The 26,922-nt window shown below is 68.8% G+C and carries 25 protein-coding genes; 17 read left to right on the forward strand and 8 right to left on the reverse strand.

Annotation, left to right across the window (positions count from 1 at the left end; all coding sequences use genetic code 11):
* Positions 1 to 70 precede the first annotated feature (70 nt).
* Complete coding sequence (gene lipP1 / locus BST38_RS09320) at positions 71 to 994, forward strand: LipP1 family hormone-sensitive lipase (RefSeq protein ID WP_083143011.1); 924 nt, start codon at positions 71 to 73, stop codon at positions 992 to 994.
* Here the strand turns inward: lipP1 and BST38_RS09325 are convergent.
* Positions 959 to 2,209 carry an NADH:flavin oxidoreductase gene (locus BST38_RS09325; RefSeq protein WP_083143012.1) on the reverse strand — a complete coding sequence of 417 codons (1,251 nt, stop codon included), beginning with the start codon at positions 2,207 to 2,209 and terminating at the stop codon, positions 959 to 961. The two genes, lipP1 and BST38_RS09325, sit on opposite strands and share 36 nt — an antisense overlap.
* A 101-nt stretch (positions 2,210 to 2,310) precedes the next feature.
* Between BST38_RS09325 and BST38_RS09330 the strand changes: the two genes are divergently transcribed.
* Entirely contained in the window at positions 2,311 to 2,652 is a 342-nt protein-coding gene (locus tag BST38_RS09330) for a hypothetical protein (protein WP_083143013.1), read from the forward strand.
* Positions 2,645 to 3,271, forward strand: coding sequence for a Dabb family protein (locus BST38_RS09335; protein WP_083143014.1), 627 nt, complete (start codon positions 2,645 to 2,647; stop codon positions 3,269 to 3,271). The genes BST38_RS09330 and BST38_RS09335 overlap by 8 nt, the downstream gene beginning before the upstream one ends.
* An 8-nt stretch (positions 3,272 to 3,279) precedes the next feature.
* Here the strand turns inward: BST38_RS09335 and BST38_RS09340 are convergent, their stop codons facing one another.
* Together BST38_RS09340 and BST38_RS09345 are read right to left on the reverse strand one after the other, a co-directional pair.
* Entirely contained in the window at positions 3,280 to 4,167 is an 888-nt protein-coding gene (locus BST38_RS09340; protein WP_083143190.1) for an SDR family NAD(P)-dependent oxidoreductase, read from the reverse strand.
* Between the two features lie 31 nt (positions 4,168 to 4,198).
* Positions 4,199 to 6,118 (reverse strand): flavin-containing monooxygenase, encoded by a 1,920-nt coding sequence (locus BST38_RS09345; RefSeq protein ID WP_083143015.1) that lies wholly within the window; start codon positions 6,116 to 6,118, stop codon positions 4,199 to 4,201.
* A gap of 102 nt (positions 6,119 to 6,220) precedes the next feature.
* Here BST38_RS09345 and BST38_RS09350 point away from each other — a divergent pair, with 102 nt between their 5' ends.
* From BST38_RS09350 to BST38_RS09385, 8 genes are all read left to right on the forward strand, one after another.
* On the forward strand, positions 6,221 to 7,837 hold the full coding sequence (locus BST38_RS09350) for an acyl-CoA synthetase (protein WP_083143016.1): 1,617 nt from the start codon (positions 6,221 to 6,223) through the stop codon (positions 7,835 to 7,837).
* A gap of 11 nt (positions 7,838 to 7,848) precedes the next feature.
* A complete protein-coding gene (locus BST38_RS09355; RefSeq protein ID WP_083143017.1) occupies positions 7,849 to 8,955 on the forward strand; it encodes a zinc-binding dehydrogenase in 1,107 nt (368 codons plus the stop codon).
* A 15-nt stretch (positions 8,956 to 8,970) separates the two neighbouring features.
* A complete protein-coding gene (locus BST38_RS09360; protein ID WP_083143018.1) occupies positions 8,971 to 10,404 on the forward strand; it encodes an aldehyde dehydrogenase family protein in 1,434 nt (477 codons plus the stop codon).
* 88 nt (positions 10,405 to 10,492) lie between these two features.
* Positions 10,493 to 10,972 (forward strand): polyketide cyclase, encoded by a 480-nt coding sequence (locus tag BST38_RS09365; protein ID WP_083143019.1) that lies wholly within the window; start codon positions 10,493 to 10,495, stop codon positions 10,970 to 10,972.
* Positions 10,973 to 10,977: 5 nt separating this feature from the next.
* Complete coding sequence (locus BST38_RS09370) at positions 10,978 to 11,856, forward strand: SDR family NAD(P)-dependent oxidoreductase (protein WP_083143020.1); 879 nt, start codon at positions 10,978 to 10,980, stop codon at positions 11,854 to 11,856.
* Between the two features lie 11 nt (positions 11,857 to 11,867).
* Positions 11,868 to 12,815 carry an alpha/beta hydrolase gene (locus BST38_RS09375; protein WP_083143021.1) on the forward strand — a complete coding sequence of 316 codons (948 nt, stop codon included), beginning with the start codon at positions 11,868 to 11,870 and terminating at the stop codon, positions 12,813 to 12,815.
* 197 nt (positions 12,816 to 13,012) lie between these two features.
* Complete coding sequence (locus BST38_RS09380; protein WP_083143022.1) at positions 13,013 to 14,089, forward strand: hypothetical protein; 1,077 nt, start codon at positions 13,013 to 13,015, stop codon at positions 14,087 to 14,089.
* 5 nt (positions 14,090 to 14,094) lie between these two features.
* Positions 14,095 to 15,675, forward strand: coding sequence for an FAD-binding protein (locus BST38_RS09385; RefSeq protein WP_083143023.1), 1,581 nt, complete (start codon positions 14,095 to 14,097; stop codon positions 15,673 to 15,675).
* Here the strand turns inward: BST38_RS09385 and BST38_RS09390 are convergent, their stop codons facing one another.
* Together BST38_RS09390 and BST38_RS09395 are read right to left on the reverse strand one after the other, a co-directional pair.
* Complete coding sequence (locus BST38_RS09390; protein ID WP_083143024.1) at positions 15,676 to 15,963, reverse strand: ferredoxin; 288 nt, start codon at positions 15,961 to 15,963, stop codon at positions 15,676 to 15,678.
* On the reverse strand, positions 15,963 to 17,117 hold the full coding sequence (locus tag BST38_RS09395; protein ID WP_083143025.1) for a 3-ketosteroid-9-alpha-monooxygenase, oxygenase component: 1,155 nt from the start codon (positions 17,115 to 17,117) through the stop codon (positions 15,963 to 15,965). Before BST38_RS09395 ends, BST38_RS09390 begins: the two co-directional genes overlap by 1 nt.
* Positions 17,118 to 17,218: 101 nt before the next feature.
* Here BST38_RS09395 and BST38_RS09400 point away from each other — a divergent pair, with 101 nt between their 5' ends.
* Entirely contained in the window at positions 17,219 to 18,925 is a 1,707-nt protein-coding gene (locus BST38_RS09400) for a 3-ketosteroid-delta-1-dehydrogenase (protein ID WP_083143026.1), read from the forward strand.
* On the opposite strand, the gene BST38_RS09405 is transcribed toward BST38_RS09400, so the two are convergent.
* Positions 18,922 to 20,199, reverse strand: a complete 1,278-nt coding sequence (locus BST38_RS09405; RefSeq protein WP_083143027.1) for an HNH endonuclease signature motif containing protein — start codon at positions 20,197 to 20,199, stop codon at positions 18,922 to 18,924. The genes BST38_RS09400 and BST38_RS09405 overlap by 4 nt on opposite strands.
* 94 nt (positions 20,200 to 20,293) lie before the next feature.
* Complete coding sequence (locus tag BST38_RS09410; protein WP_083143028.1) at positions 20,294 to 20,965, reverse strand: PadR family transcriptional regulator; 672 nt, start codon at positions 20,963 to 20,965, stop codon at positions 20,294 to 20,296.
* Between the two features lie 125 nt (positions 20,966 to 21,090).
* Here BST38_RS09410 and BST38_RS09415 point away from each other — a divergent pair, with 125 nt between their 5' ends.
* The 5 genes from BST38_RS09415 to BST38_RS09435 are packed head-to-tail and all read left to right on the forward strand — an operon-like array spanning position 21,091 to position 25,616.
* Complete coding sequence (locus BST38_RS09415) at positions 21,091 to 21,597, forward strand: flavin reductase family protein (RefSeq protein WP_083143029.1); 507 nt, start codon at positions 21,091 to 21,093, stop codon at positions 21,595 to 21,597.
* Positions 21,594 to 22,163 (forward strand): hotdog domain-containing protein, encoded by a 570-nt coding sequence (locus BST38_RS09420; protein WP_083143030.1) that lies wholly within the window; start codon positions 21,594 to 21,596, stop codon positions 22,161 to 22,163. The genes BST38_RS09415 and BST38_RS09420 overlap by 4 nt, the downstream gene beginning before the upstream one ends.
* Positions 22,164 to 22,221: 58 nt before the next feature.
* Positions 22,222 to 24,426, forward strand: coding sequence for a S15 peptidase family protein (locus tag BST38_RS09425; protein ID WP_237160714.1), 2,205 nt, complete (start codon positions 22,222 to 22,224; stop codon positions 24,424 to 24,426).
* Positions 24,427 to 24,436: 10 nt separating this feature from the next.
* On the forward strand, positions 24,437 to 25,219 hold the full coding sequence (locus BST38_RS09430; RefSeq protein ID WP_083143032.1) for an SDR family oxidoreductase: 783 nt from the start codon (positions 24,437 to 24,439) through the stop codon (positions 25,217 to 25,219).
* A gap of 13 nt (positions 25,220 to 25,232) precedes the next feature.
* On the forward strand, positions 25,233 to 25,616 hold the full coding sequence (locus BST38_RS09435; protein ID WP_083143033.1) for a carboxymuconolactone decarboxylase family protein: 384 nt from the start codon (positions 25,233 to 25,235) through the stop codon (positions 25,614 to 25,616).
* 8 nt (positions 25,617 to 25,624) lie between these two features.
* Here the strand turns inward: BST38_RS09435 and BST38_RS09440 are convergent, their stop codons facing one another.
* Entirely contained in the window at positions 25,625 to 26,920 is a 1,296-nt protein-coding gene (locus BST38_RS09440) for an EAL domain-containing protein (protein ID WP_083143034.1), read from the reverse strand.
* Positions 26,921 to 26,922: the final 2 nt, after the last annotated feature.

Genomic DNA, 26,922 nt, shown 5'->3' on the forward strand with positions numbered 1-26,922 from the left:
CGCGCCTGCGCGCCCGTCATCGTGTGCACCGCGGGGAAGCCGCCGCCCGCGAGAACGCCCTTCAGTACGCATGACGCTCGACCCCCAGATCGCCGGGCTGATCGACGCGCTCGACGGCGGCTTCCCCGCGGTGCACACGATGACGGGCGCGCAGGCGCGCGCGACGATCCGGTCCCGGTTCACTCCGGCGCCGCGGCCCGAACCGGTCGCGGCGGTGCAGGAGTTGCGGGTGCCCGTCGACGGCACGTCGATCCGGGTCCGGGTCTACCGGCCCGCGGGTGAGGGGGCCGTCCCCGCTCTGGTGTTCGCCCACGGTGGCGGGTTCGTGTTCTGCGACTTGGAAAGCCACGACGGGCTGTGCCGCAACCTGACGAATCGGCTTGGCGCCGTGGTGGTCTCGGTAGACTACCGGCGCGCACCCGAGGACCGCTGGCCCACCGCGGCCGAGGACATGTACGCCGCCGTCCGGTGGGTGGCCGACAACGCGGCCGAACTCGGCATCGATGCCGGCCGCATCGCGGTGGGCGGCGACAGTGCGGGCGGTAACCTCGCCGCGGTCACCGCACTGATGGCACGCGACCGCGGCGGACCGGCGCTGCGCGCCCAGTTGCTGCTGTACCCGGTGATCGCCGCGGACTTCGACACCGAGTCCTACCGGCTGTTCGGCCAGGGGTTCTACAACCCGGAGCCCGCACTGCGCTGGTACTGGGACCAGTACGTGCCTGAGCTCGCGGACCGCCGGCACCCCTATGCCGTTCCGCTGCACGCCGAGCTGGCCGGCCTGCCGCCGGCGGTGATGGTCACCACCGGCCACGATCCGCTACGCGATGAGGCGTTCGCCTACGCGCAGGCACTCACCGATGCCGGCGTCGCGGTGACCCGATGCGAATTCGGCGGCGCCGTACACGGTTTCATGACGATGCCGATGCTCGACATCTGCCACGAGGCGCGCCGCCGCTCAACCGAGGAGCTGGCCGCGCTGCTGCGCGGGTAGCGGCGGTGCGGGTAGCGGCTGAACCGCGCCGTACCGCTGGTCCGGGTCGAGCACGCAGTGCGTGCGGCCGAACACCGTGACCATGCACTTGTTGTTGTGCGTGCAGCGGCTGCGGGTCTGCGGATCGGCGGCGATCTTGTTGACCAGATCGGGTTCGCGCAGCAGTGCGCGGCCCATCGCGACGAAGTCGAACCCCTCCCGCAGGCCGGTGTCGATGTGGCTGCGGTCGGTGATCCCGCCCAGCAGCACGAGTTTGGTGTTGCGCATGACCGGGACGAACTGCCGTGCCGCGTCGAGCATGTACAGGTCCCGGTACGGATACACCCCCATGGTCTGCTTGCCGAACAGCCGCACTGCGGGTCGCAGCGCCGGCGGCATCACGGTCGCGAACTCCCGGACCGGGACATCACCGCGGAACAGGTACATCGGCTTGTACACCGACGACCCCTGGGTCAGCTCCAGCGCGTCGAGGTTGCCGTCGGCGTCGAGCAGCGCCGCGGTGCGCAGCGCCTCGTCGATCCAGATGCTTCCGGGCAGACCGTCGTCCATGTCGAGCTTGGCGATGACCGCGATCTGATCGCGGACGGTGGTGCGCACCCGTTCGGCGATCTCGCGGACCAGCCGGGACCGGTTGTCGATGGACCCGCCGTAGGAGTCCTTGCGTCGGTTGATCAGCGGGCTCAGGAACGAGCTCGGCAGGTACAGATGGCCGAAATGCAGTTCCACCGCGTCGAATCCGGCGTCGACGGCGATCTGCGCGGCGGCGGCGAACTGGTCGATCACCGCGCTGATCTCCGCACGGGTGATCTCTCGGCAGTACGCGAAGGACGTCGGGTTCACGAACCGGCTCGGCGCCAGCGCCGTGACGCCGGTGAGCTTCTTCGGCGCCACCACTCCCGCGTGGCCGAGTTGCGCCGAGATCGCCGCACCGGCGTCGTGGACGGCGCCGGTGAGCCGCCGCAGCCCCGGCAGTGCGGCCTCGTTCATCACGATCTGCCCGGGGGCGCTGGCACCCTGCGGCGAGACGCAGCAGTAGGCGACCGTGGTCATCCCGACGCCGCCCTCGGCGAACGTCCGGTGGAAGTCGATCAGGTCGTCGGTGACCAGGCCCTGCGGGGAGCGGCCCTCCGAGGTGGCGGCCTTGATCACCCGATTCCGCAGGGTCACCGGGCCCAGTGAGACCGGCTGGAACGGATCGGGAGGATTCTGCGTCACCTCACCAGGCTGGTCCTGTCCCGCGGTCGGCGTCAATGGCGGTCTCCCGATGTCCGGGAACGCCGCCGCGGCCACCGCCGCGCTGCCCCTAACCTCGCGCCATGGCTGAGGTTTACGTCGTCGACCGGGTGGTGACCCGCCCCGGTTGTGCACGCAGTTTCGTCGACCGGTACCTGGCCGAGTACGCCCCGGGCGCGGTCACCCGCGGGATGCGGCTGCGCGACGTCCTCGTCAGTCCCCCGATCTGGTTCGAGGATCAGCCCAACACCGTGACGATCACCTGGGTGCTGCCCAGCCCGCAGGCGTGGTGGCAGATGACGTGGCAGGGGCGTCCCGATCCGGCGCTGGCCCAGTGGTGGGACAGCGTCGGCACGCTGGTCAGCGACCGCACGCGCAACGTGGCCGCGGCCGCGGGCGACGTCGACGGGCTCTGCGATGTTTAGCGTCGTGCGACTGCTCGACGTCGACGAGTCCGCGCGCGAACGCGTGCTGGCCGACGTCGACGCGGCGGCCGCCCGCACCGGGGCGCACCGCAGGCTGGTGGCGCCGACGCTGTCCGGATCCCGCAACGGCGGCGACATCCTGGTGCACCTGCGCTTCCACGATGAAGGCGAATGGCGCCGCGGCGCCGCCGCTTTCGAGGAGACCCTGCGCGACGACGCGATCACCCGGGTCAACGGCGCGGCGTATCCGGGAGAGCCCCGGCAGGCCCACCCCGGCCCGTCCGGCGTGTACCGGGCGTTGCTGTTGCGCGTGACTCCGGGCACCGACGCGGAGACGGGGAGCCGATTCGAGGACGAGCTGCGGCTGATGACGCGCTATGTCCGCACGATCACCGCGTGGCAGCTCAGCCGTGCGCTCGATCCGGTCGGAGATACCGGCTGGACGCACGTGTTCGAGCAGCAGTTCACCGACGAGGCCGGGCTGATGGGCCCGTACTTGATGCACCCGATCCACTGGGCGGTGGTGGACCGCTGGTTCGATCCCGAGACCACCGACGTGATCATCCGGGACCGGGTCTGCCACAGCTTCTGCGAGCTGGCGGCCCCGATCCTGGACTGACCCCGCTGCTACATCCCGGCGGGCAGGATGTTCGGGTTGGCGGCGGCCGGCGGCTCCAGCGGCGGCAGCACCGTGGTGCCGTCGAGCGAGTGCACCGGAAGCTTCTGCGACCACGGGTAGTGCAGGCTGAACGCGACCAGACCGGTGCGCTCGGCCGCCGGGCGGTGACACATCGCGAGCACCGTCTCGGCGAGGTACTCCACCGGTTCGGTCGGGAACGTGTCCGGGATCAGCGCCGACGCCCCGGGGGTGCGCACCGCGCTGGACGGCCCCACCGCGTTCACCGCGATGTCGGCGTCGAGCAGTTCGGCGGCCACTCCCTGGGTGAAGCGGTGCAGCGCGGCCTTGCACGACGCGTAGATCACGTCGCCCGAGGACTTGTTGTAGTCGCGGTAGGGCCGCGCCGGCGCCAGCCCGGTGACCGATCCGATGTTGACGATCCAGCCCTGCCCCTGGGCCCGCATGTGCGGGATCGCGGCCTGGGTCAGCACGAACGGGGTGCGCAGATAGTGCTCGACGGTGCGGTCGAAGGTCTGCATCGACATGTCGGCCACCACCGAGTAATCCGCGAATCCGGCGTTGTTGACCAGGATGTCGATCCGCCCGGTGCGTTCGACGACCTGCTCGACGAGCGCGGCTCGCTGCTCGGCGTTCTCCAGATCGGCGGCCAGCCCGAAGGCTTTCCCGCCGGCCTGTTCGATCAGCGCGATCGTCTCGTCGATGGTGCCGGGCAGTGCCGCCGAGACCCCGGCCCGCACCGATTCCGACGGCTCGTATGCGCGCGCGGTCACCGCGACGGTCGCGCCCTCGGCGGCCAGCCGCTGGGCGATCGCCCGCCCGATCCCGCGGCTGCTGCCGGTCACCAGTGCGGTTCTGCCGTTGAGTTTTCCGGTCATCGCTGCATTTTCGGTCATCGCAGTACTCCGGTCATCTCAGTACGAAGTCCTCTTCTATCGGTGCCCGGTGCTGCTGCCAGAGGTCGACCAGCCGGAACGGGGTGGCCACCACGACGCGGCCCGAGCCGGACCGGTAGTAGGTGTGGGCGTTCGGGGTGTGGCACCACACGGTGCGGCTCATCGCGTCGTCGATGCCGTCCACGTAGGACTCGAAGGCCTCGCGGGTCACCTCGATCGTGGTCGCACCGCGCAGCGCCATCAGCTGCAGGCACTCGATGATGTAGTGCGCCAGTACCTCCATCGAGAAGTTCGCTCCCGCACCGTGTCCCGGGCTGTAGTTCGGAGCCGACGTGATGAACAGGTTCGGGAACCCCGGCACGGTGCCGCCGCGGTACGCGCGGGGGCTGTCGCCCCACTCGTCGGCGAGCTTGCGGCCGTCGCGGCCGCGGATGTCCACGGTGGACAGGAAGTCGAGGTGGTAGCCGGTGGCGTAGATGATCACGTCGAGGTCGATCTGGCGTCCGTCGGCGGTCACGATGCCGCGGGCGTTGATCTCGGCCGGCTCGGCGGCCTCGACGTCGACATGATCGCGGGTCAGCGCCGCGTAGTAGCCGCCCGGATCACGGATGATCCGCTTGCCGTACGGGGCGAAGTCCGGCGTCACCTTCTTCGCCAGTTCGCTTCCGGCGCCGAACATCCGATCGATGTAGCCCAGGCACAACTGCAGCAGCACATCGTTGGCCGGAGAGATCGACAGGTGCTCGGCCGCCCACTCCGGATCCTGCAGGATGACCTTGTAGTTGTTGTCGGCGGTCCCCCAGTACGACTTCAGCCGGTGCCATTTCGCGTAGTACGGCAGGTGCGTGCCCAGGTAGCGGCGGTGGTCGGGGACATCGTCGGTCAGCCGTTTGCGCGGCGCCACCCAGTGCGGCTGGCGCTGGAACACCGTCAGATGCTCGACCTCGTCGACGCAGGCGTCGACGATCTGCACCGCGGTGCAGCCCGCGCCGATCACCGCCACCTTCTTGCCCGCCAGATCCAGCGACGAATCCCATTGCGCGGAATGCACACTGACCCCGGCGAACGTATCGCGGCCCTTGACGTCGGGCCACCGCGGCCGGTTCAGGTAGCCGGCCGCGGTGACGACGACGCTGGCATGGCTGACCTCGCGCACGCCGCCGCCGTCGACGGTGTGGATCTCCCACTGGTTGCGCGCCTCGTCCCACCACAGCGCCTCGACCTCGGTGCGGAAGCGGATGTGGTCGCGCAGCCGGTGCTTGTCGGCCAGCGCGACGAGGTAGGACTGATATTCGGCGCCCTGCGGGTAGTAGTTCGTCCAGCCCGGGTTCACCTCACGGGACAGCGAGTAGTACGCCGACGGGGTGTCGACCCCGATCCCCGGGTACGTCGTCGTCAACCAGGTACCGCCGACCTCGTCGTTGCGGTCGAAGATCTGGAACGTCACACCGGCTTCCGCGGCCGCCAGCGCGACCGCGATCCCGGCGATACCCGCACCGATGATCGCCATCGACGTGGTCTGCGGGATCTCCACGGTGCGCGGCAGTGTCGGCTGCGACGGGCGGAAGCCGCCCTGCTCCAGCAGCAGGTCGACCTGTTCGTCGTCGACCTCCGAACCGAGCCCCCAGCGCAGCAGTTGCGCGAAGAAGTCGCGGTCCACCGCCCTCTCGGCGGCGTCGGGCGACGGCGCGGCAAGTGCGGCGACGATCTCCTCGGCCAGCGCGGCGAGGGTTTCCCGATCGGTGACACCGACCTGCTCGGGCGGATCGGCGACGAACTCGATCTTGCGCCCGAACCGCTCGAGCACACCGGCGTCGCCGGTGAGCTGTGCCAGCACGCAGAGCAACACCCCCGCATCGGCCAGCATCAGGTTGGCGCGCAGTTCGGCGGGGTCGTAGCCCGGCCCGGAGGCCGTTTCGGTGACAGCGGTCATGGCACCGAGTATCGCCAGCGCACCACCGGGGCGGACATCGCGCTGTCTACTGAGCGGGAGAACACCGGCACCGCGGGCGCGGGCCGCCCCTACCCTTCGGGCATGCAGTCCGCAGAGCTCGCCGCTGTCGTCGCGCGCGCCCGCAGCCACAGCGTCGGGGACATCCCCCGCCGGTCCGCCCGGCGCCAGCCGGACAAGACCGCGATCATCGACGAGGCCAACGGTGTCGAGCTGACCTTCGGCGAGTTCGACCGGATGGTCGATCGCGCCGCCGCCGCATTGGCCGACAAAGGTTTTCAGCCGGGGCACCGCATCGCGCTGTTGTCGCGCAACTGCTGGCAGTACGCGGTGCTGGCGTTCGCGACCGCACGCGCGGGGGTGGTCCTGGTGCCGGTGAACTTCATGCTGACCGCCGAGGAGATCGCATACATCCTGGGCCACAGCAAGGTCACCGGGTTCATCGTCGAAGACGAACTGACGCCGACCGCCGAGGCGGCGATGCGCTCCGCGGGACCGCTGTCCGCGAAGGCGGCGCTGATCGCACCGGGCCGCACCGCGCCCGCCGGCTGGGACGACTTCGGCGCGTGGCTGGACACCGACTCCCCCGCCCCGCGGCCCGACATCGCCGATGATCAACTGCTGCGGCTGATGTACACCAGCGGGACCGAATCCCGGCCCAAGGGCGTGATGCACACCAGCCGCAGCTTGATGTGGCAGTACATCAGCACGATAGTCGCCGGGTCGATGTCCGGTGACGACGTCGAGATCCATTCCCTGCCGCTGTATCACTGCGCACAGCTCGACAACTTCCTGGCCACCGACATCTATCTCGGCGCCACCAGCATCATCCTGCCGCGCCCGGAACCCGAGCTGGTGCTGCGCACCATCGAGCGCTACTCGGTGACCAATTACTTCGCGCCCCCGACGGTGTGGATCAGCCTGTTGCGCAGCCCGGTGTTCGACACCGTCGACCTGTCCAGCCTCGGCAAGGGCTACTACGGGGCGTCCCCGATGCCCACCGAGATCCTGCTCGAGATGCGTGAGCGGCTCCCGAACCTGCGGCTGTGGAACTTCTACGGCCAGACCGAGATGGCTCCGCTGGCGTCGGCGCTGGCACCCGCCGAGCAGGACGCCCACGCCGGGGCGGCGGGGCGACCGGTCGTCAACGTCGAGACGGCGATCCTCGACGAGGACGACCTGCCGGTGCCCACCGGGGTGGTCGGCGAGATCGCGCACCGCAGCCCACATCTGATGCTCGGCTACCTCGACGACCCGGACAAGACGGCGGAGGCGTTCCGCGGCGGCTGGTTCCATTCCGGTGATCTGGGCTTCTACGACGAGCACGGACTCCTGCACGTCGTCGACCGCAAGAAGGACATGATCAAGACCGGTGGCGAGAACGTCGCGAGCCGCGAGGTCGAGGAAGTCCTCTACCGCCACAGCGCAATCCAGGAAGCAGCGGTATTCGCGCTGCCCGACCCGGTGTGGGTGGAGGCGGTCACGGCGGCCGTGGTGCTGCGCGACACCGTCACTGACACCGCCGCCGACACCGACGCCGTCACCGAAGAAGACGTACTGCGCCACTGCCGCGAGCACCTCGCCGGATTCAAGGTTCCCAAGCGGGTGTACTTCGTCGACTCGCTGCCGAAGAACCCCAGCGGAAAGCTCCTCAAACGCGATCTGCGCGAGCAGTTCCGCACCCCGGCTACCGAACACTGAAGGGAATACCCGTGTACACAGGCCGTATCGCGCGTTTCGACGCGCCCGGCACACCGTTTCAGATCGACACCGTCACCCTGCCCGAGGTGGGGCCCGGCGAGATCCTGATCCGGGTCACCCGCACCAATATCTGCGGGTCCGACCTGCACGCCTGGCACGGCACGTTCGCCACCCGAGGTCTGGGTGGGCAACTGCCGACGGTGCTCGGTCACGAGATGGTCGGGTCGGTCGAGGCGCTCGGCGACGGAGTGTCCGCCGACTCCAACGGTGCCCCGCTGCAGCAGGGCACCCGGGTGGTGTTTCCGTACTTCTTCGCCTGCCACACCTGCCGCAACTGCCTGGCCGGGCGACGCAACGCGTGCCTGAACCTGAAGATGGCGATGCTGGGCCGCGCCGACGAACCGCCGTACTTCGTCGGCGGCTACGGCGACTTCTTCCTGTTGCCCGCCGGTGCCGTCGTCTACACCGTGCCCGACAGCGTGTCCGATGCGATCGCCGCGGGCGCCAACTGTGCGCTCTCCCAGGTGATGTACGGGCTCGACCGCGTCCAGCAGGGCCTCGGTGAGACCGTGGTGGTCCAGGGTGCCGGCGCGCTGGGCCTCTACGCGATCGCCGTCGCCAAGGCGCGCGGCGCCGCGCAGGTGATCGCGGTCGACGGCATCCCCGACCGGCTGGAGCTGGCGACCGCGTTCGGCGCCGACGCCGTCATCGACATCAACGAAGTCGGCACCCCGAAGGATCGCACCAAGGCGGTGCGCAAACTGACCGGCGGCCACGGAGCCGACGTCGTCGTCGAGGTTGTCGGGCATCCGTCGGCGATCGACGAGGGTCTACAGATGCTCGGCCAGTTCGGCCGCTACGTCGAGATCGGCAACATCAACATCGGTAAGACCTTCGAGTTCGACCCGTCACGGTTCGTGTTCTCCAACAAGACGATGGTCGGTGTCTCGCTCTACGATCCGGCGGTCCTGGCGCAGGCGCTGACCTTCCTTGCCCAGCACCAGCATTCACTACCGCTGGACCGGCTCGCCGCCGCCCAGTACCGGCTGGAGGACATCAACGACGCGTTCGCGGCCGCCGAGGACAAACGCGACGTGCGCGCCAGCATCCTGCCCTGACGAAAGCAGACTCTCATGCACAACTATGACCGCACCGAACTGTTCATCGACGGGCAGTGGATCACCCCGAACGGGACCGGCACCGTCGAGGTGATCGACCCGGCCACCGAAGAGGTAATCGGCGGAGTTCCGAGCGGGACCGCCGACGACGTCGACGCCGCGGTCGCCGCGGCGCGCCGGGCCTTCGATCCGCTCGTCTCGGTCGCCGAGCGCCGGGAACGACTGGCCAGGGTGATCGACGCGATGCAGAAGCGGCTCCCCGATATCGCCGAGACCATCACCCGCGAGATGGGCGCACCGGTGCGGATCGCCCAGAGCGTGCAGACCCAGGTGCCGCTGGCCGTCGCCCGCGGCATCGCCGACGTGCTGGAGAAGTTCGAATTCGAAGAGCGCGTGGGCAATTCCCTGGTCGTCCGCGAGCCGTACGGCGTGGTCGCCGCGATCACCCCGTGGAACTACCCGCTCTATCAGGTGGTGGCCAAGGTCATCCCCGCGATCGCGGCCGGCTGCCCGGTGGTACTCAAGCCCAGCAACGAGGCGCCGCTGTCGACGTTCGAGTTCGTCGAGGCCATCCAGGCCGCCGGCCTGCCGCCGGGGTCGGTGAACCTGGTGACCGGGCCGGGCCGGGTGATCGGCGAGCACATGGCCGCCCATCCCGAGGTCGACCTGGTGTCGTTCACCGGCTCCACCGACGTCGGCGCCCGGGTCGGTGAACTGGCCGGCAAAACCGTCAAGAAGGTCGCCCTGGAACTGGGCGGCAAGTCGGCCAACGTGATCCTCGACGGCGCCGATCTGGCCACCGCGGTCAAGGTCGGTGTCGGCAACGCGTTCCTCAACGGCGGCCAGACCTGCATGGCGTGGACCCGCATGCTGGTGCCGCAGTCACGCTACGCCGAGGCGCTGGACATCGCGGCCGCCGCCGCGGCGCGCTACACCGTCGGTGACCCCTGGGATCCCGGCACCCGGATCGGCCCGTCGGCCTCGCGCTCGCAGTTCGAGACCGTGCTCGGCTACATCGAACGCGCGCAACGCGACGGGGCCCGGCTGCTCACCGGTGGCGCCGAGAAGATCCGCGACACCGGCTATTTCGTCGCCCCGACGATCTTCGCCGACGTCGACCCGCTCTCCGAACTCGGTCAGGAGGAGGTGTTCGGACCGGTGCTGGCGATCATCCCGTTCACCGACAGCGACGACGCGCTGCGCATCGCCAATGCCACCCCGTACGGCCTGTCCGGCGCGGTGTGGGCCGCCGACGACGACACCGCGATCGCGTTCGCCCGCGCCGTGCAGACCGGCCAGCTCGACATCAACGGCGGCCCGTACAACCCGGTCGCGCCGTTCGGCGGGTACAAGAAGTCGGGCATCGGGCGCGAACTCGGCCGGTACGGCTTCGAGGAGTACCTGCAGACGAAGGCGCTGCAGCTGCCGGCCCCGAAAGCGTCGGCGTGAACGGGTCCGTGGTCGTCACCGCGACCGGTGTTCCACTCATCGGACGCCGGTGTGTGCCAACCCACACCGGCGCAGTTGACTCACTGTCATGAGCAACGAGATCACGCTGTCCGAGGTTCAGGAGTTCATCGCCGGTTTCTGGTACCACTACGACCAGGGCCACTTCGCCGAACTCGCCACCCGCATCGGCGACGAGATGGAGTACCTGAGCAGGTCGGACTCGGGCAACTGCCCGTTCGAGGAGCTGCTGGCCGCCGAGCTGCACGGCGGCAAGGCCACCCTGGAGTGGCTGACCCAGCACCGCAACGAGAACCCGTACCCGCTGCGCCACCACGCCACCAACATCTTCCGCACCGGCGTCTCGGGTGAGGTCACCACCGCGCGCTTCTACCTGTACGTCAACCAGGTGACCAACAACGTGCCGTTCGACGTGTCCAGCGGCGTGGTCGACGTCGGTATCCGGCGCGGCGAGTCCGGTCTGGTGTTCACCTCCATGAGCGTGGTCCTCGACGCCGAGGACTCGATTCCGTTCGCCGAGTACGCCGCGAAGAACGCGGCGAACGCCTGACCACGGTGAGCGCACGCGACACCTTCGCAGGCGGCGTCGCCGTCATCACCGGGGCGGGCTCGGGTATCGGCGCCGGCCTGGCCCGCCACGCCGCCACGCTGGGAATGACGGTGGTGCTCGCCGACATCGACGCCACCGCGGCCGCGCGGCTGCGCGCCGAACTCGTCGACGGCGGCACCGAGGCGCTCGACATGGTCTGCGACGTCCGCGATTCCGATGCGGTCGAGGCCCTCGCCGAGCGGGTCTACCGCGACGTGGGCCCGGTGCGGCTGCTGGTGAACAACGCCGGCATCGAACAGTTCGGCTATCTGTGGGACACCCCGGTGGCGAACTGGAACCGCATCATGGACATCAACGTCGGCGGCGTCTTCCACGGCGTCCGGGCGTTCCTGCCGCGGATGATCGCCGCGGGCACACCGGCGTGGGTGTGGAACATGTCGTCGATCGGCGGGGTGGCCGTCGTCCCGCTGCAGGCGCCGTACATCGTCACCAAGCATGCGGTGCTGGCGTTGACCGAATGCCTGCGACTCGAGGTCGACCACGCCGGCCACGATCACATCCGCGTGCAGGCGGTGCTGCCCGGTGCGGTGGTGTCGAACATCTTCGAATCGGCGGGCGGCGTCGACCAGCAGAACAACGCGGCGCAGGCCGCCGCCGAATCCCAGCGTGCCGCGATGCTCGACATCAAGGCTGCCGCAATGGATCCGGTCGCGGCAGCCGAGGTCGTGTTCGAGCAGGCGGTCGCCGGCGACGGCGACGCGTTCTATCTGCTGACCCAGCCCGAGTACGTCGGCTCCGCGATGACCGAACGTGCCCGCGTGCTCAGCAACCAGGAACCCCCGAGACTGCGCACCAAACCACGTTTCGATCCGGCCAGGCATTGACAGGCGCGCACGTGTCCTCGCCCGCACTGGATCCCGACGCGGCCGCGCGGGCCGCGTCGTTCGGGGAGCTGCCGCCGATGCGCACCCGCGGGTTGGCCGCGGTACGTGCCGGGCTGGAGAGCGCACCGCTGCCCGAGAACATGCCGCCGATGGCGTCGGTCGACGACTTCACCGTCGACGGTCCCGGCGGTCCGATCCCGGTCCGGATCTACCGCCCCACCCGTGCCGACGGTCCGGCACCGGTGTTGATGCATTTCCACGGCGGCGGTCTGGTGATGGGCTCGAACCACTCCTTCGAACCGATGGCGCGCGAACTCGCGGCGGCCAGTGGTGCCGCGGTGGTCGCCGTCGACTACCGCCTCGCCCCGGAGTGCCCGCCGCCGGCGCAGTTCGACGACTGCTACGTCGCCACCGAGTGGGTGTCGCGCAACGCCTCCGAACTCGGTCTCGACGCAGAGCGGTTGGCGGTCGTCGGGGACAGCGCGGGCGGTTCCCTGGCCGCTGCCGTCGCGCTCGCCGCCCGCGACCGCGGCGGCCCGCGGCTGTACGCACAGGTGCTGCTCTATCCCGGACTCGACCGTGACATGGCCGCCGAATCGATCGTGTCCATGCCGGATGCGCCGATGCTCGCTCACGAGGACATCCTGTACATGCACGAGCTCGCCGACAGCGGCGGCGGGGCACCGCATCACCCGTATCAGGTGCCCGCCTACTGTGCGGATCTGCGCGGGCTGCCCCCGGCGATCGTCGCGACCGGAGGCTGCGACCCGATCCGGGACTGGGGCGAGCGGTATGCCGCGCGCCTGCGCGACGCCGGTGTGCAGACGACGCTGACCCGTTATCCCGGAATCTACCACGGATTCATGATGCGCTCGGACACCACCGCGCGCGGCAGGCTGGCGATGGCCGAGACCGGGGCGCTGTTGCGCGCCAAATTCGCCTACCCCCTGCCGTTCTGACTTTCCCCGCGAGCAGACACCAACTCGCACGACACGCCCGCGACTCGCCCGAGTATGCGTCTGCTCGTCGGGCGTATCGCGGCGGCGGTCGCCGCGAAAGTTCGTCCCGATCAACGGTCATCGCCCCGTCGGGGTGCCGTCGCGGCTGCGACCATCGCCGCAACGCGATGAGACGTGCCAGGTAAAGGAGAACCAAGATGCTGACCGACGAACGCCGCAAGGCACTGTCCGATGTTCTGCGGCCCGTGGCGCCGCCTCGCGAGATCGACGACGTCTACACCGCCGACCAGAAGCGGCGACTGCTCGACGTGGTGCACGACCGCGGCCCGTGGAAGCTGATCATCGCGCAGCACTTCGCGTCGGCCGACGAGTTGATGGCGACGATGAGCGGCATGTTCCCCGAGGGTTTCGAACCGTCGATGGACCTGTTCCTGACCCCGACGTTCCGCGGCTATCTCGCCAACTACGGTGCGGTGCTCTACCCCGAACTGCACGACTGCTTCTACAACGAGACGTTCCTGAACCAGGCCAAGGACTACTGGGGCGCGGAGTACGCCAAGCCGGAGTTGATGCTGTTCAACATCAACGGTCCATGCGCGAATCGTGATCCGGGACATCTGGATTCGCCGAGCTTCCGGGGTGTGCGGCACGAGAACGCGCCGACCTGGCTGTGCAGCGTGATGGGCAAGTCCGGACTGTTCAACGATTACCTGATCAAGATGGCGCAGGTGATCACCTGGTTCTCCCTCGACGAGGGCAGCGGCTTCACCTACTGGCCGGACGGACCGCTGGAGGCGCCCAAGCGGGTGCTCCCCCCGATCAACAACCGTGGCGTGGTGGTGCAGAACGAGATGATGGTGCACCGCGGCGAGGCCAACGGCCCGCTGGAACAGCAGATGCCGGCCGGTCTGGCGTTCGACACCGTGTTCGCCGGAGATCCCGCCGACCGCGACCAGTGGGTGCTCAAGAACGGCGACGACGTGATCGCCCGCCACCACACCGACGACCTGCGGTTCCTGGTGCACTGGTCGGCCGAGGTGTTCTCGGACTTCGACGAGCTGAAGAAGAACATGGACGGCTCCGACGACCTCACCATCGACAAGGCCATCGACATGCTGGTCGACAACCTGAACAAGCAGGGCGTCACGCTCGACATCCCGGCCGAGCCGCTGCACGACGCCGCGTTCATCGGTGCGCTCAACGCCGCCTACGACATCGGCGGGCCCACCGCGTACCCCGAGGAAGCCCCGCTGAGCGCGTTCCAGCTGACCTGATCGGCATGGGCTCCGATTACGACGTCATCGTGGTCGGCTTCGGCGCGGCAGGCGCCGCCGCCGCGATCGAGGCCGCGGACCGCGGCGCCCGGGTCCTCGTCCTCGATCGCGGTTACGGCGGCGGCGCGACCGCGCTGTCCGGCGGGATCATCTACGCCGGCGGCGGCACCCAGGAGCAGCGGGACGGCGGCTACCCCGACACCGTCGAGAACCTCCGCGCCTACCTGAAGCAGGAAGTCGGTGACGCGGTCGGCGACGAGACGCTGGATCGGTTCTGCGCGCAGAGCCCGCACCTGATCGAGTGGCTGAAGGACCAGGGCGTCGAGTTCCGCGGCGGCAAGGTGTCGTCGTACAAGACCTCCTACCCCACCGACGACTTCTACCTGTACTACTCGGGCAACGAGAAGGCCCACCCCTACGTCGAGTACGCGGCGCCGGCCCCGCGCGGGCACCGTGTCCTCGCACGCGGCATGAAATCGGGCAAGGTGCTCTTCGAGCGGCTCAGCGCATCGGCGAAAGCCAAGGGCGTCACCGTGGTTCCGCTGGCGCGGGTGCACGAGCTGATCAAGGACGACGGCCGGGTCGTCGGCGTCCGGTACCGGGTGCTGGACCGGACCCATCCGCACGCCACACGGCACGCGGCGCTGACGAGGGCGACCGCGAAGCTGGGCACCTGGATGCCGCAGATGGTCAAGGGTGCCGCCGCCGAAGTCGAACGGGTCTGGGCCACAGGCGCTGTGGACGCCGAAGCACACGCACCGTCGGTGATCCTGGCCGCGGGCGGGTTCATCTACAACCGCGACTGGGTGACCTCACACGCACCGCAGTTCGAGAAGATCTCGCCGCTGGGCACCGCCGGCGACGACGGCGCCGGGATCGCGCTGGGCCTGGCCGCCGGCGGGAAGACCAACAAGATGGGCAATGTCGCGGCATGGCGCTTCCTGGCCCCGCCCAGCGCATTCCTGGAAGGTCTGACCGTCGGCGCCGACGGACGCCGGATCGCCAACGAAGACCTCTACGGCGCCACCCACAGCAATGTGCTGATGCGGCAGTTCGGCGGCACCGGGTGGGCGATCTACGATGCGGCGACCTGGCGGAAGATCAAGAGCCAGATCGTCACGCAGACACAGCTTTTCCAGCGCCTTCAGCTGATCTATCTGTTCACCACCGGACACCGCAGAAGCGCCACCCTGGACGGGCTGGCCCGCAAGAACGGGATCGACCCGGCGGGGCTGCGGCGCACCGTCGACGAGTACAACGACGGTCTGGCGCGTGGCACGGGCGACCCTGCCCGCAAGGACCGCGACCTGTGCGCGCCGATGAGGACCGGGCCGTTCTATTCGATCGACATCTCGGCCGCGTCGTCGATGTTCTATCCGGTCCCCGGACTCACTCTGGGCGGGCTCGTCGTCGACGAGGGCACCGGCGAGGTCGCCCACCGAGACGGCGGCACCGTCGCGGGCCTGTACGCGGCCGGCCGCACCGCGGTCGGGATCTGCTCGAACAGCTATGTCAGCGGATTGTCGTTGTCCGACTGCATCTTCAGTGGCCGGCGGGCGGGAGCCCACGCGGCCGGCGGCCGGTAGTCAGGTCCGCGCCGGCGCGCTGTCCACGATCGGCACCTCGCCGTTGAGCACGGCGTCGGTGACCGAGTCCCGCAGTGCCGAGCACGCGAGGAACAGACCCTGCTCGCCGTGGGCGGCCAGCTTGCTCGCGTCGTGGCGCTCCTCGCAGCGCGCCGTCGCCGCGGCGTTCCACTGCACGCTCGTCTGATCCCAGGTGCTCTTGCGCACCAGCACCTCGGCGGCGCACCGGTGGCACGTCACCGGCACCATCGGCGCGTCGGCGAGCCTGTTGTCCGGGCGCACCGCCATCAGGACGTCCCGGTGGCCAGTTTCGGAACGCGACCGGCGGCGATGTTCTCCTCCACCTCGCGCATCCAGGACTCCCGCGGCCTCGTGGTGTCGATCTCGAATTCGAACCGGTCGGTCATATCCGGTGTCACGTCCTCGACGTCGACATAGAACTGCTCGTACCACCGGCGCAGCTGGTACACCGGACCGTCCTCCTCGACCAGCAGCGGGTTGTCGATCCGGGCCTTGTTTCGCCAGATCTGCACGTCCTGCTCGAAGCCCATCTTGACGAAGTCGCCGAGCGCGATCGCCGACTGCATGGCGACGTCCTCGGGCAGGTCCGCCGACTTCTGCACGGTGATGCCGTACTGCAGCACAAAGGAATTCGCGTCGATCGGGTAGTGGCAGTTGATCAGTACGGTGCGGGTGTCGCCGTGCTCGTAGTGGTAGGTCAGGTCGTCGATCATGAAGGACGGCCCGTGGTAGGAGGCCAGCGACGAGGTTCCGAGCAGCTTGACGCCGCCCTCGACCGAGCCGAGATCGGGCCGACCACCACTGGTCATGAACTGGGTGGCGACGTGTCCCTCGAAGATGTTCTTGAACTGGGTCGGCAGTGACCCGTGGATATAGAAGAAGTGCGCCATGTCGACGACGTTGTCGATGATCTCGCGGCAGTTGGTGTTCACGACGGTGCTGTACCAGTGCCAGTCGGTCCAGTCGTCACTGGTCGCACCCTCGATGCGCGGGATGGTGACGTCCTCCGGCGGCGGTTTGCGCTGCGGGTCGTTCCAGACGAACAGCATTCCGTCCTGCTGCAGGGTCGGCCACGTCTGGGTGCGCGCGAGCCGCGGGACGCGACGCGCGTACGGGACGTTCTTGCATCGGCCGTCGCCGCCCCAGCGCCAGTCGTGGAACGGGCAGGCGATCTCGTTGCCTTTGACCTCACCCTGGGACAGATCGCCACCCATGTGCCGGCAGTAGCTGTCGAGGACGTTGATCGCGCCGTCCTCGGAGGCGAACACCACGAGCTTCTGCCCGAACGCGTTGATCTGGTGTGGCTTACCGTCCGCGAAATCCCGGATCAGGCCCAGGCAGTGCCATCCGCGGGCGAATCGGGTCGGTGCGGCTTCGGCCTCGATCAGGCGGACCTCGTCGACAGGGGGCTGCACAGTCATAGTCCCGATTAGAGCCCCGCACGCCGCGCCTGGACCCCCGCTGTTCCACTCATCAGGAGGCCGATTACCGCCGCACTGTGGCGCGTTCTAGCGTCGACGCCGTGACCGCTGTTTCTGCGACTATCCCCGCCGGCCTTCCCGTCTCGGACACCACCGTCGACCTGCTGGTGGTCGGGTCCGGCACCGGCATGGCCGCCGCACTGGCGGCCCACGAGGCCGGCCTGTCGGTGCTGATCGTGGAGAAGTCCGAATACGTCGGTGGGTCGACGGCCCGCTCCGGTGGGGCGCTGTGGCTGCCCGCCAGTCAGGTGCTCGACGCCGCGGGCGCCAACGACAGCGCCGAACGCGCTCAGACCTACCTGGACTCGGTGGTCGACGGCACCGCACCGACCGAGCGCTCGGCGGGATTCGTGAAGAACCTGACCGCGACCGTCGACATGCTGCGCCGCACCACGCCGATGAAGCTGTTCTGGGCTCGCGAGTACTCCGACTACCACCCGGAACACCCCGGCGGCAGCGCTGCGGGCCGTACCTGCGAGTGCCGTCCGCTCAACACCTCGATCCTCGGGGAGTACCTCCCCCGGCTGCGGCCGGGCGTGATGGAGGTGACGATCCCGATGCCGACCACCGGTGCGGACTACCGGTGGCTGAATTTGATGACCCGCGTGCCGCGTAAGGGTCTGCCCACCATCGCCAAGCGGCTCGGCCAGGGCGTCGGCGGGTTGCTGTTGGGCCGGCGCTACGCCGCGGGCGGGCAGGCGCTGGCCGCGGGCCTGTTCGCCGGTGTGCTGCGTGCCGGAATCCCGGTGTGGACGCAGACCGCGCTGGAAGAACTCACCGGCGAGGACGACCGGGTCACCGGCGCCGTGGTCTCGCACGGTGGCAGGCAGATCACCGTCACCGCACGGCGCGGCGTGGTGCTCGCCGCCGGCGGATTCGACCACAACATGGACATGCGCCGGAAGTTCCAGTCCGAAGCCCTGGACTCCGGGGTCAGCCTCGGCGCCGACACCAACACCGGTGACGGCATCCGCATCGCGCAGGACCGGGGCGCGGCAATCGGTTTGATGGACCAGTCGTGGTGGTTCCCGGCGGTGGCCCCGCTGCCGGGTAAGGCGCCCGCGGTGATGCTCGCCGAGCGCTCGCTGCCCGGCTCGCTGATCGTGGACCAGAACGGTGCCAGGTTCGCCAACGAGTCGGCCGACTACATGTCGTTCGGTCAGCGGATCCTGGAGTTGGAGCGCACCGGGCAACCGGTCGAGTCGATGTGGATCGTGTTCGACCAGAAGTACCGCAACAGCTATGTCTTCGCCGCGGAACTGTTCCCGCGGATGCCGATTCCGCAGAGCTGGTACGACGCGGGGATCGCCTGCCGCGCCGACGATCTCGGCACATTGGCCGACCACATGGGGGTGCCCCGCGACACCTTCACCGCGACGATGCGACGGTTCAACGAATCGGCAAGTGCGGGAATCGATTCGGACTTCCACCGCGGCGAGAGCGCCTACAACCGCTACTACGGCGATCCGACCGTTACCCCGAATCCGAACCTGCGCCCGCTGACCGACGGGCCGTTCTACGCGGTGAAGATGGTGCTCAGCGACCTCGGAACCTGCGGCGGCCTGCGCGCCGACGAGCGCGCGCGGGTGCTGCGCGAGGACGGCGCGGCGATCGAGGGCCTGTACGCGATCGGCAACTGTGCCGCCAACGCGTTCGGCGCGACGTACCCGGGTGCGGGCGCGACGATCGCGCAGGGGCTGGTGTACGGCTACGTCGCGGCGATGGACGCCGCCGGACGTGCCGGCTAGTTCCGCAGCGGCGGTTCGTAGGGGTTGTACCACCACCAGTCGGCGCGCTCTCCGGACGAACCCGGATATGTGCCGACGTCGGGTGGCGGCTTGGTCGGCGGGCGGGCCAGCGATCCGGGTTTGAGCGGTTGCCCGGTGTGGTCGCTGACGGCGAGTCGGTGGGCGGGTCCGGTGATGGTGATCAGGCCGCGGTGGTGGGCGCGGTGGTGGTACGGGCAGACCAGGACGAGGTTGTCGAGTTCTGTTTCCCCGCCGTCCTCCCAGTGCACGATGTGATGAGCGTGCAGGCCTCGGGTCGAGGCACAGCCGGGCACCACACAGCAGCGGTCACGGTGTTCGAGCGCGCGTCGCAGCCGGCGGCCGACGGTGCGGGTGGCCCGTCCGGTGCCGATCGGGCGGCCGTGGCGCTCAAACCAGACTTCGCAGGTGGCATCACATGTCAGGTGGCGGCGTTCCTCACTGGTCAGCAGTGGGCCCAGATGCAGTGCGGCGACATCGGTGTCTGCGTCGACGTGCACCACCACCGTGGTGTGCTGGCCGTGCGGGCGGCGATAGGCCTCGGCGTCCCAGCCGGCCTCGACCAGCGTCATGAACGCGTTGCCCACCGTCGGCCATGGCGGCTGCTGCTCGTTCGACTCGTCGTCGTGGTCGTGTTTCCACTGCGCGATCAGCCCGTCGTGGTGGGACTGCAGAGCGGCCTGGAATTTCGCGGAGTCCAGGTGTGGGAGTTTGAGTTGCCAGTAGACGTAGTCGGTGTCGCTTCCGGTGGAAGTGACCGTGGGCTGTGGCACCGGCGGTGGGGCGGGCGGTTTGTCATCGTCGAGCGGGTCGGCGACGGGTTCGGGTTCGGGTCTGGGCTCAAGCTTGAGCGCGGTGCGCAGCTGGCTGACCGAGGCGCTCTGGGCCAGTTGCGCGTAGTGGTCGTCGGACCCCTCGCCCGCGTGTTCGGCGATCACTCCGACCTGGTCGACGGACAGCCGGCCCTCTCGTAGTTGCGCGGCGCAGCGCGGGAACTCGTCGAGCCGGTCGGCGATCGTGACGATGGCTTTCGCATTACGCGGCGAGGTGCCGACCTTCCACGCGATCAACGCCGCCACCGACCGCGCCCCGGTGATCCCCAGTAGTCCTTCGCGGTCGATCGCGGCGGCGATCTCGACGATCCGGCCGTCGATCGCGTTGCGCTGACCGGCCAATTCCGACAGCTCCTCGAACAGCGTCCCCAACCGGTCCGACTGAGACACCTCAGCCGGTGCACCGCTGCCGGTTGTGGACATGACCCCAGTCAAGCACTCGGGTCCGACGACTAACGCAGACGAAAACACCTCGTGCACAACGCGAATGGAGTTTCACGCCGCGACCGGTGCCACCCTACTCGTCAGGTTCGGATTCGGCCTGCTTCTCGACTTCGTACCAGTACTCCGGCTTCGGCCACGCGACGGCGGCCTGGCCGTCGGTGCCGCGCGGGAACTCGGCCTCGGCGTCGTCGAGTTCCTTGATCATCTTCAGCGCCAGATCGCGTTCGTTGGCGTAGTAACGCTCCGCCCAGCGCAATGCGATCCGGGCATATGCCCATGACGGGTCCGCGCCCGCCAGCCTTGCGTCCTTGGCCGCCTCCCGCTCCATCTCATCGGCGTAGGCGATGTGCTCCTGCAGCAACTCCTTCAGCCGCGCGGGAGTGGACAGGTGCCCGAACGTCATCCGCAGCAGCGGCCCGTGCTTCAGCGACGGCGGATCGAACGACTCCTCGTTGGCCCAGCGGGTGACCTCGTCGAGCCCGGATGCGGTGATCTTGTACAGCCGCCTGCTGCGGGCGCCGCCGGTGTTCTCGACCCGGGACGTCACCAGGCCGAGGTGCTCAAGTTTCTTGAGCTCGCTGTAGATCTGGCTGTAGGCGGGGCTTCCGTAGTAAAACCGCATGGTCCAGCCGATCCACTTACGGACGTCGTAGCCGGACAGTTCCTGCTCGTAGGACAGCAGGCCGAGAAGCGCATAACTGGTCGCGGCCAGGCCCGGCTTGCGCCCAGAATCGCTGTCGGTCACTGTCCAAGGTTAACAATGCCCGAACCGGTGCATCGTGGCACCGACCGGTGGCCGGGACGGTGCCTTGTGCTCGACGGGGCGGCGTCCGACGCTGAAGCGGACGCCGCGACCCACCTGGGAGACCCATGACCACCACTTCGGAACTGCTCCTGCCCGATCCCGCGACCATGCGCGCGGTGTTGGGACATTTCTGCACCGGGGTCGCGGTGATCACCGGACACGACGGCACGCGTCCGCTGGGGTTCGCCTGCCAGTCGGTCACATCGGTGTCGCTGGAGCCTCCGTACGTGTCGTTCTGCCCGGCGGCGACGTCGACGTCGTGGCCCCTGATCCGCGCCACGGGACGGCTGGCGATCAACGTGCTGGCCGACGATCAGCGCGAGGTCTGCACCCAGTTCGCCACCAGCGGCAGGGACAAGTTCGGCGACCTCGCGTGGACCCCGGGGCGCAACGGCTCCCCCGTTCTGGACGGCACGGTCGCCACCATCGAGGCCGAACTCGAATACGAGCACGGCGCGGGTGACCACACCATCGTGGTGGCGCACGTGACCGGACTGCGCGCGAACCGAGATGTCAAGCCGTTGCTGTTCTTTCAAGGCGGCTACGGCGGATTCGCCGCGGCGGACCGGTGAGCCACGATCCCGCCGCCGCGCTGGCCGAATCGGTGCGTCACCTCATCGACGCGACGATCCGCACCCTCGCCGACGAGGAGACGATCACCGCTGCGCGCCACCAGATCGACGCCATCACAACACGATTGACCGCCGATGCGATCCCGGGCTGGTACGGCGTGCAACACGGCGACGGCATGCCGCCCGCGGCGGGCAACGTGGTGATCGGCGCGCGGAACGCGATCGCGGTCCCGCTGACCGTCGAGCAGCGCGACGACGGCGGCGTGGTCACCGACTTCACGCTGGGCGCCGGATATGAGGGACCGGCCGGACACGTCCACGGCGGCATCTGCGCGCTGATTCTCGACCATGTTCTCGGTGCGGCCGTGCATCAGCCCGGCAGGCCGGCGGTGACAGGCACGTTGACGGTGCGGTACCGCCGCCCCACCCCGCTGGGCCGCCCCCTCCGCGCCGAGGCGAGGATCCGTGACAGCGAGGGCAGCAAGACCTTCGTCGAGGGATCCATCTCCCACGGCGGCGATGTGACCGTCGAAGCCGACGGGATCTTCCTGTTCCCCAAGCGTTAGCCGCACCGGCATTTCCCGATCCCGTGACACAGCGGAACGGACACGGTAAGCACTTAGCGTGACTGCGGGGACGTATGTGGGTCGTGTCGGCGGGTTGGCGCTGGCACTGGGTATCGGGGCGGGAATCCTGGCGGGTGCCGGCGCGGCGTTCGCCGACGACGACGCGGGGTCCGGTCCGGGAACCTCGGCATCGGACACCTCGGCATCTGGCACCTCGGCATCGGACACCTCCGCGACGAAACCGTCGAAGACCATCGCGGACAGCGACCGGGGCACCGGCTCCAGCACCGACACCGAGGTCGCCGAACGCGATCAGGACGACACCGCCGACGACGCCGATTCCGCGGCCTCGCAGCGGCGGTCCGCGAAGCCGACGAGGGTTTCGACAAGGATCGCCGACGACACCGCGACCGACACCGACACCGAGGTAGCCACCGACACCGATGAGGCACCCTCGGACGCCGACGACAGCCCCGCTGTTCCCGGGGCAGTCGCGCTGTCCGCGCTGGCCACCGCTCGGGACAAGACCGAGGACGCCGGCGCCGCCGACAACCCGGCACCGGCGACCGTGGCGGCCGGCGAGTACGAGATTCCGACCGACGTCGTGGTCACCGAGGTCACCGCGCCGCTGGAGTGGATGCAGTACGTCCCGGTGCTGGGCCGGTTCGTGGTGACCCCGATCGTGAACGTGATCCACGCGATCCCGTTCGTGTCGGAGATCCTGCACCCGCTGGTCGGATGGCCGGTGGACCACGACGCCCCGCCCGGGGCGCCGCGGCCGCGCACCGTGCGGGTGAGGTCGTTCGATGGAGCCGAGATCTACGTCCACTTCATGCCCGCCACCGGGTTGCGGGACGGTGAGTCGGCCCCGACGGTGCTCAACGGTCCCGGCGTCGGCTTCCCCGGCTCGACGACACTCGGGCTCGACGTCGATCCGTTCCTGCCCGGCGACATCGTCGGTATCGGCATGCTGCGCAAGGCCGGCTACAACGTGGTCAGCTGGGATCCGCGCGGCGAGTGGCGTTCGGGCGGGCGGATGCAACTGCAATCACCGGATTTCGAGGGCCGCGACGTCTCGCACATCATCAGCTGGCTGACGACGCTGGACGCGGTGGCCAAGGTCGACGGTGATCCGAAGATCGGGATGGTGGGCCTGTCCTACGGCGGCGGCATCCAGTTCTCGTCGGCGATCGTCGACCACCGTATCGACGCGATCGTGCCGACGATCGCGTGGAACAGCCTGGTGGACGCGATCTTCCCGCGCCAGGCGGTCAGCAGCGTGTGGGGCACGTTCCTCAGCGCGCTGCTCGTCATCACCGGTGCGCGCCCTAACGAACGGATCCTGCCCGCCGTGGTCGGCGCGGTGCTGACCGGTAAGGCCTCCCAGTCCGACATCGATCTGTTCAACAGCCGCATGTTCGCCGATCGGCTCGCCAAGATCACCGCGCCGACGCTGCTGGTCCAGGGCACGGTCGACACGTTGGTCCCGTTGTCGCACGCCGATCTGAACGCCCGCGCCCTGCTCGAGGCGGGCACCACCACCAAGGTGGTGTGGTTCTGCGGCGGTCACGGCACCTGCCTGAGCAGTGTCAACGACGGGAAGGTGGTGTGGCGCGAGACGATGGAGTGGCTGGACCGCTACGTCAAGGGAGACGAATCCGTCGATCCGGGACCGCAATTCGAGTGGGTGGATCAGCACGGCGATTGGCATTCCTCGCCGACCTATCCGGTCGCGGCGGGCGAGTCGATCAGCGCGGAGCTGACAGGAACCGGCCAGTCGCTGGCGTTCGTGCCGTTCCTCGGTGGATCCGGCCCGAACCCGCTGATCCTGACCCGCGGCCTCGTCCGCACCTTCGTGGGCCTCCCGTCGGGGGCCAAGGCGTTCAACGCGGTGAACCTGCGCGTTCCGGATGCGACAGAGCTGACGCACCTGGTCGGAGCGCCGGAGCTGACGCTGACCTACTCGGGCACCGGCAACGCGAAGCACGTGTACGCCCAGATCGTGGACGACGAGACCGGCCTGGTTCTGGGCAACCAGGTCACGCCGATTCCCGTGGTGCTGGACGGACAGTCGCGCACCGTGACGTTCACGATGGAGCAGATCGGCCATACCCTCAGGCCCGGGGAGTCGGTGACGGTGCAGCTGCTCACCTCCGCGTTCAGCTTCCTGAACTTTTACTCCTACGGGGGGATCAAGGTCGAAGGCATGTCGGTGAAGCTCCCGACACTGGCTGCCGCCCAGGTGATCACCACCGCCGCCTGAGCGACGTCGAATGGACACGCTGCGTGACAAGGTGGCGGTGATCACCGGTGCGGCCAGCGGCATCGGCCGCGCGACCGCGGTTTCTCTGGCCGGCCACGGCGCCCGGATCGTCGCCGTCGACCGTAATACCGCCGGAATCACCGCCCTGGCAGACGAACTCGACGCCCTCGCGGTCACCACCGACGTCGCCGACCCGTCCGCCTTCAACGCCGTCCGCGATCGGGCGCTGTCCCGGTTCGGCCGGGTCGACATCGTCATGAACAACGTCGGCGTGCTGACCAACGGCCTGCCCCAGGACATTCCCGTGCACGAGTGGCGCCGCATCATCGACATCAACCTGATGTCGGTGGTCTACAGCAATGAGGCGTTCCTGCCTCTGCTGTTGGAGCAGGGCGAAGGCCACATCGTCACCACCGCGTCGTTCGCCGGGCTGTTCACCTATTCCTACGATCGGATGCCCTATGCGGCGACGAAAGCCGCCATCGTGCAGATCACCGAGGGGCTGGCGCTGTATCTGCGGCCCAAGAACATCGGTGTCAGCTTGCTGTGCCCGGGGCCGGTGCTGACCGACATCGCCACCGCGGTACCCACATTCGGCGCCGGAACGGCGCTGCGCACCCCGGGCACCCAGTACGAGCTGCTCGACCCGGCGACGGTCGGTGACCTCGTCGCCGATGCGATCCTGCGCAACCGGTTCTTCGTACCGACCCATCCGCACGTCGTCGAGGATCTACGACGCAGGGTCGACGACTGGGACGCCTATCTCGACCACCAGATTTCGCGTGAATCGTAGTGAAGGAGAACCGATGACCGACAACCGTGCCGAAGGCCTCAAAGTGTTCAAGGAGCTCCTTCCCGGGCTCGTCCCGGATGACGCGACGACGCTGCGCGACGACGGTTTCGCCGGTGAGATAGGCGAACTCGGCCTTGAGCATGTCTTCGGCGCGTTGTGGACCCGGCCAGGACTGGATCGGCGCTCCCGCAGCCTCGTCACCCTCGGCGCGCTGATCGCGCTGCGCGCGGACAACGAACTGAAGTTCCACTTCCCCATCGCGCTGCAGAACGGGCTGACCATCGAAGAGCTCGAGGAGGTGCTCTACCACCTCACCGGATACGTCGGGTATCCGGCGGTCAGCAGCGCGAGAGCCGTCGGCCGCGAAGTGCTCCCGCCGCGCCAGCATCTGACGTGAGGAACGGCCTACGGGCGCGACAGCACGGAGTCGCGTAACGCGGCGACGGACTGTGGCCGGGCCAGGTGATACCCCTGCCCGTAGCGGATTCCGATGTCGCGCAACAGCTGCATCTGCACATCGCTCTCGATGCCTTCGGCGACGGTCGCCGCGTCGATGTCGCCGGCGAAGTGCGACAGCGCCGTCGCCAACGCGCGCCTGGCCGGGTCATCCTCGATGCCGATGGTCAGCTCACGGTCGAGTTTGATGATGTCGGGCCGCAGCCGCAGGATCGTCGTCAGCCCGGCGAAGCCGCTTCCGGCGTCGTCGATGGCTAGTTTGATCCCGTGTCTGCGCACCGGCTCCAGGCTCACGCTGAGCAGCTCGGGCGCAGGCTCGTGCTCGGTGAGCTCGACGACGAGCTTCTGCGGATAGGCCAGCAGCACCTGCTGCACCTCGGCATCGGCCAGTGCCAGCGGGCTGAGGTTGACGGTGACCGAGTACCGGTCCGGGATCGCCAGCGCGGCGTCCAACAGACCACGCAGCGCCGTCAACTCCATGTCGACACCACGATTGACCTTGTGCGCCATCATCATCCACACATCGGGGGTCCGCACGGGTTCGCTGGCGAACCGGCTCAGCCCTTCGAAAGCCACGACCTGCCCGGTGGCGAGCTCGACGATCGGCTGGAACACCGGATCGATGCGCCCGTGCCGCAGGACCTCATCGATGACCCGTTCCAGTTCGTCACGCTCGGACAGTTCGGGGAGCACCACCGACGCGAGGAAGTCGGCGGCCGCGCGGTTGTGGCTCGGCGCGGCCGTGGAGTGCAGCAGATTATTCAGCAGCGTGGCGAGTTGGGCGTTCGAGTTGATCAACACCCCGAGGAATTCGGTGATCGACAAGATGGGTTCGACATTGGCCGGATCGAACGCGTAGGGCGTCGGAGCGACGACCGACAACGTGCCGATGGCCGCGCCCGCGTTCATCAGGGGGATGGACAGACAACTGCGGACCCCGAGCCGCTCGCTGATCGCGCGCACCTGCGGGGTCAACCGGGGGTCGGTGGCGGTGTCGCCGATGATCTCGGACTTGCCCGACTCCAGGGGGTAGACCTGGAAGGTGTCCGCGACCGGCACCACCCGACCCCGGATCGCACCCGTGTCACCGTGCGTGGCAAGGACTTCGAGGAATCCGCCCGCAGTCCTCAACGCGACCGAGGCGCCGGATGCGTTCGGTATCCGCGCGCACACCTGCTCGACGATCCGCTGAAGCAGCGACTGCGGGTCGATGGAGGCGATGAGTTCGCGGACGAGGTCCCGTATGC

It is taken from the genome of Mycolicibacterium parafortuitum (assembly GCF_002086815.1).
In the GTDB taxonomy this organism is placed as follows: Bacteria; Actinomycetota; Actinomycetes; order Mycobacteriales; family Mycobacteriaceae; genus Mycobacterium; species Mycobacterium parafortuitum.

Coding starts and splice junctions, on each gene's coding strand:
- lipP1 (WP_083143011.1), top strand. CDS start 71: ATGACGCTCGACCCCCAGATCGCCGGGCTGATCGACGCGCTCGACGGC.
- BST38_RS09330 (WP_083143013.1), top strand. CDS start 2,311: ATGGCTGAGGTTTACGTCGTCGACCGGGTGGTGACCCGCCCCGGTTGT.
- BST38_RS09335 (WP_083143014.1), top strand. CDS start 2,645: ATGTTTAGCGTCGTGCGACTGCTCGACGTCGACGAGTCCGCGCGCGAA.
- BST38_RS09340 (WP_083143190.1), bottom strand. CDS start 4,167: ATGACCGGAAAACTCAACGGCAGAACCGCACTGGTGACCGGCAGCAGC.
- BST38_RS09345 (WP_083143015.1), bottom strand. CDS start 6,118: ATGACCGCTGTCACCGAAACGGCCTCCGGGCCGGGCTACGACCCCGCC.
- BST38_RS09350 (WP_083143016.1), top strand. CDS start 6,221: ATGCAGTCCGCAGAGCTCGCCGCTGTCGTCGCGCGCGCCCGCAGCCAC.
- BST38_RS09360 (WP_083143018.1), top strand. CDS start 8,971: ATGCACAACTATGACCGCACCGAACTGTTCATCGACGGGCAGTGGATC.
- BST38_RS09365 (WP_083143019.1), top strand. CDS start 10,493: ATGAGCAACGAGATCACGCTGTCCGAGGTTCAGGAGTTCATCGCCGGT.
- BST38_RS09380 (WP_083143022.1), top strand. CDS start 13,013: ATGCTGACCGACGAACGCCGCAAGGCACTGTCCGATGTTCTGCGGCCC.
- BST38_RS09385 (WP_083143023.1), top strand. CDS start 14,095: ATGGGCTCCGATTACGACGTCATCGTGGTCGGCTTCGGCGCGGCAGGC.
- BST38_RS09390 (WP_083143024.1), bottom strand. CDS start 15,963: ATGGCGGTGCGCCCGGACAACAGGCTCGCCGACGCGCCGATGGTGCCG.
- BST38_RS09395 (WP_083143025.1), bottom strand. CDS start 17,117: ATGACTGTGCAGCCCCCTGTCGACGAGGTCCGCCTGATCGAGGCCGAA.
- BST38_RS09405 (WP_083143027.1), bottom strand. CDS start 20,199: ATGTCCACAACCGGCAGCGGTGCACCGGCTGAGGTGTCTCAGTCGGAC.
- BST38_RS09415 (WP_083143029.1), top strand. CDS start 21,091: ATGACCACCACTTCGGAACTGCTCCTGCCCGATCCCGCGACCATGCGC.
- BST38_RS09430 (WP_083143032.1), top strand. CDS start 24,437: ATGGACACGCTGCGTGACAAGGTGGCGGTGATCACCGGTGCGGCCAGC.
- BST38_RS09435 (WP_083143033.1), top strand. CDS start 25,233: ATGACCGACAACCGTGCCGAAGGCCTCAAAGTGTTCAAGGAGCTCCTT.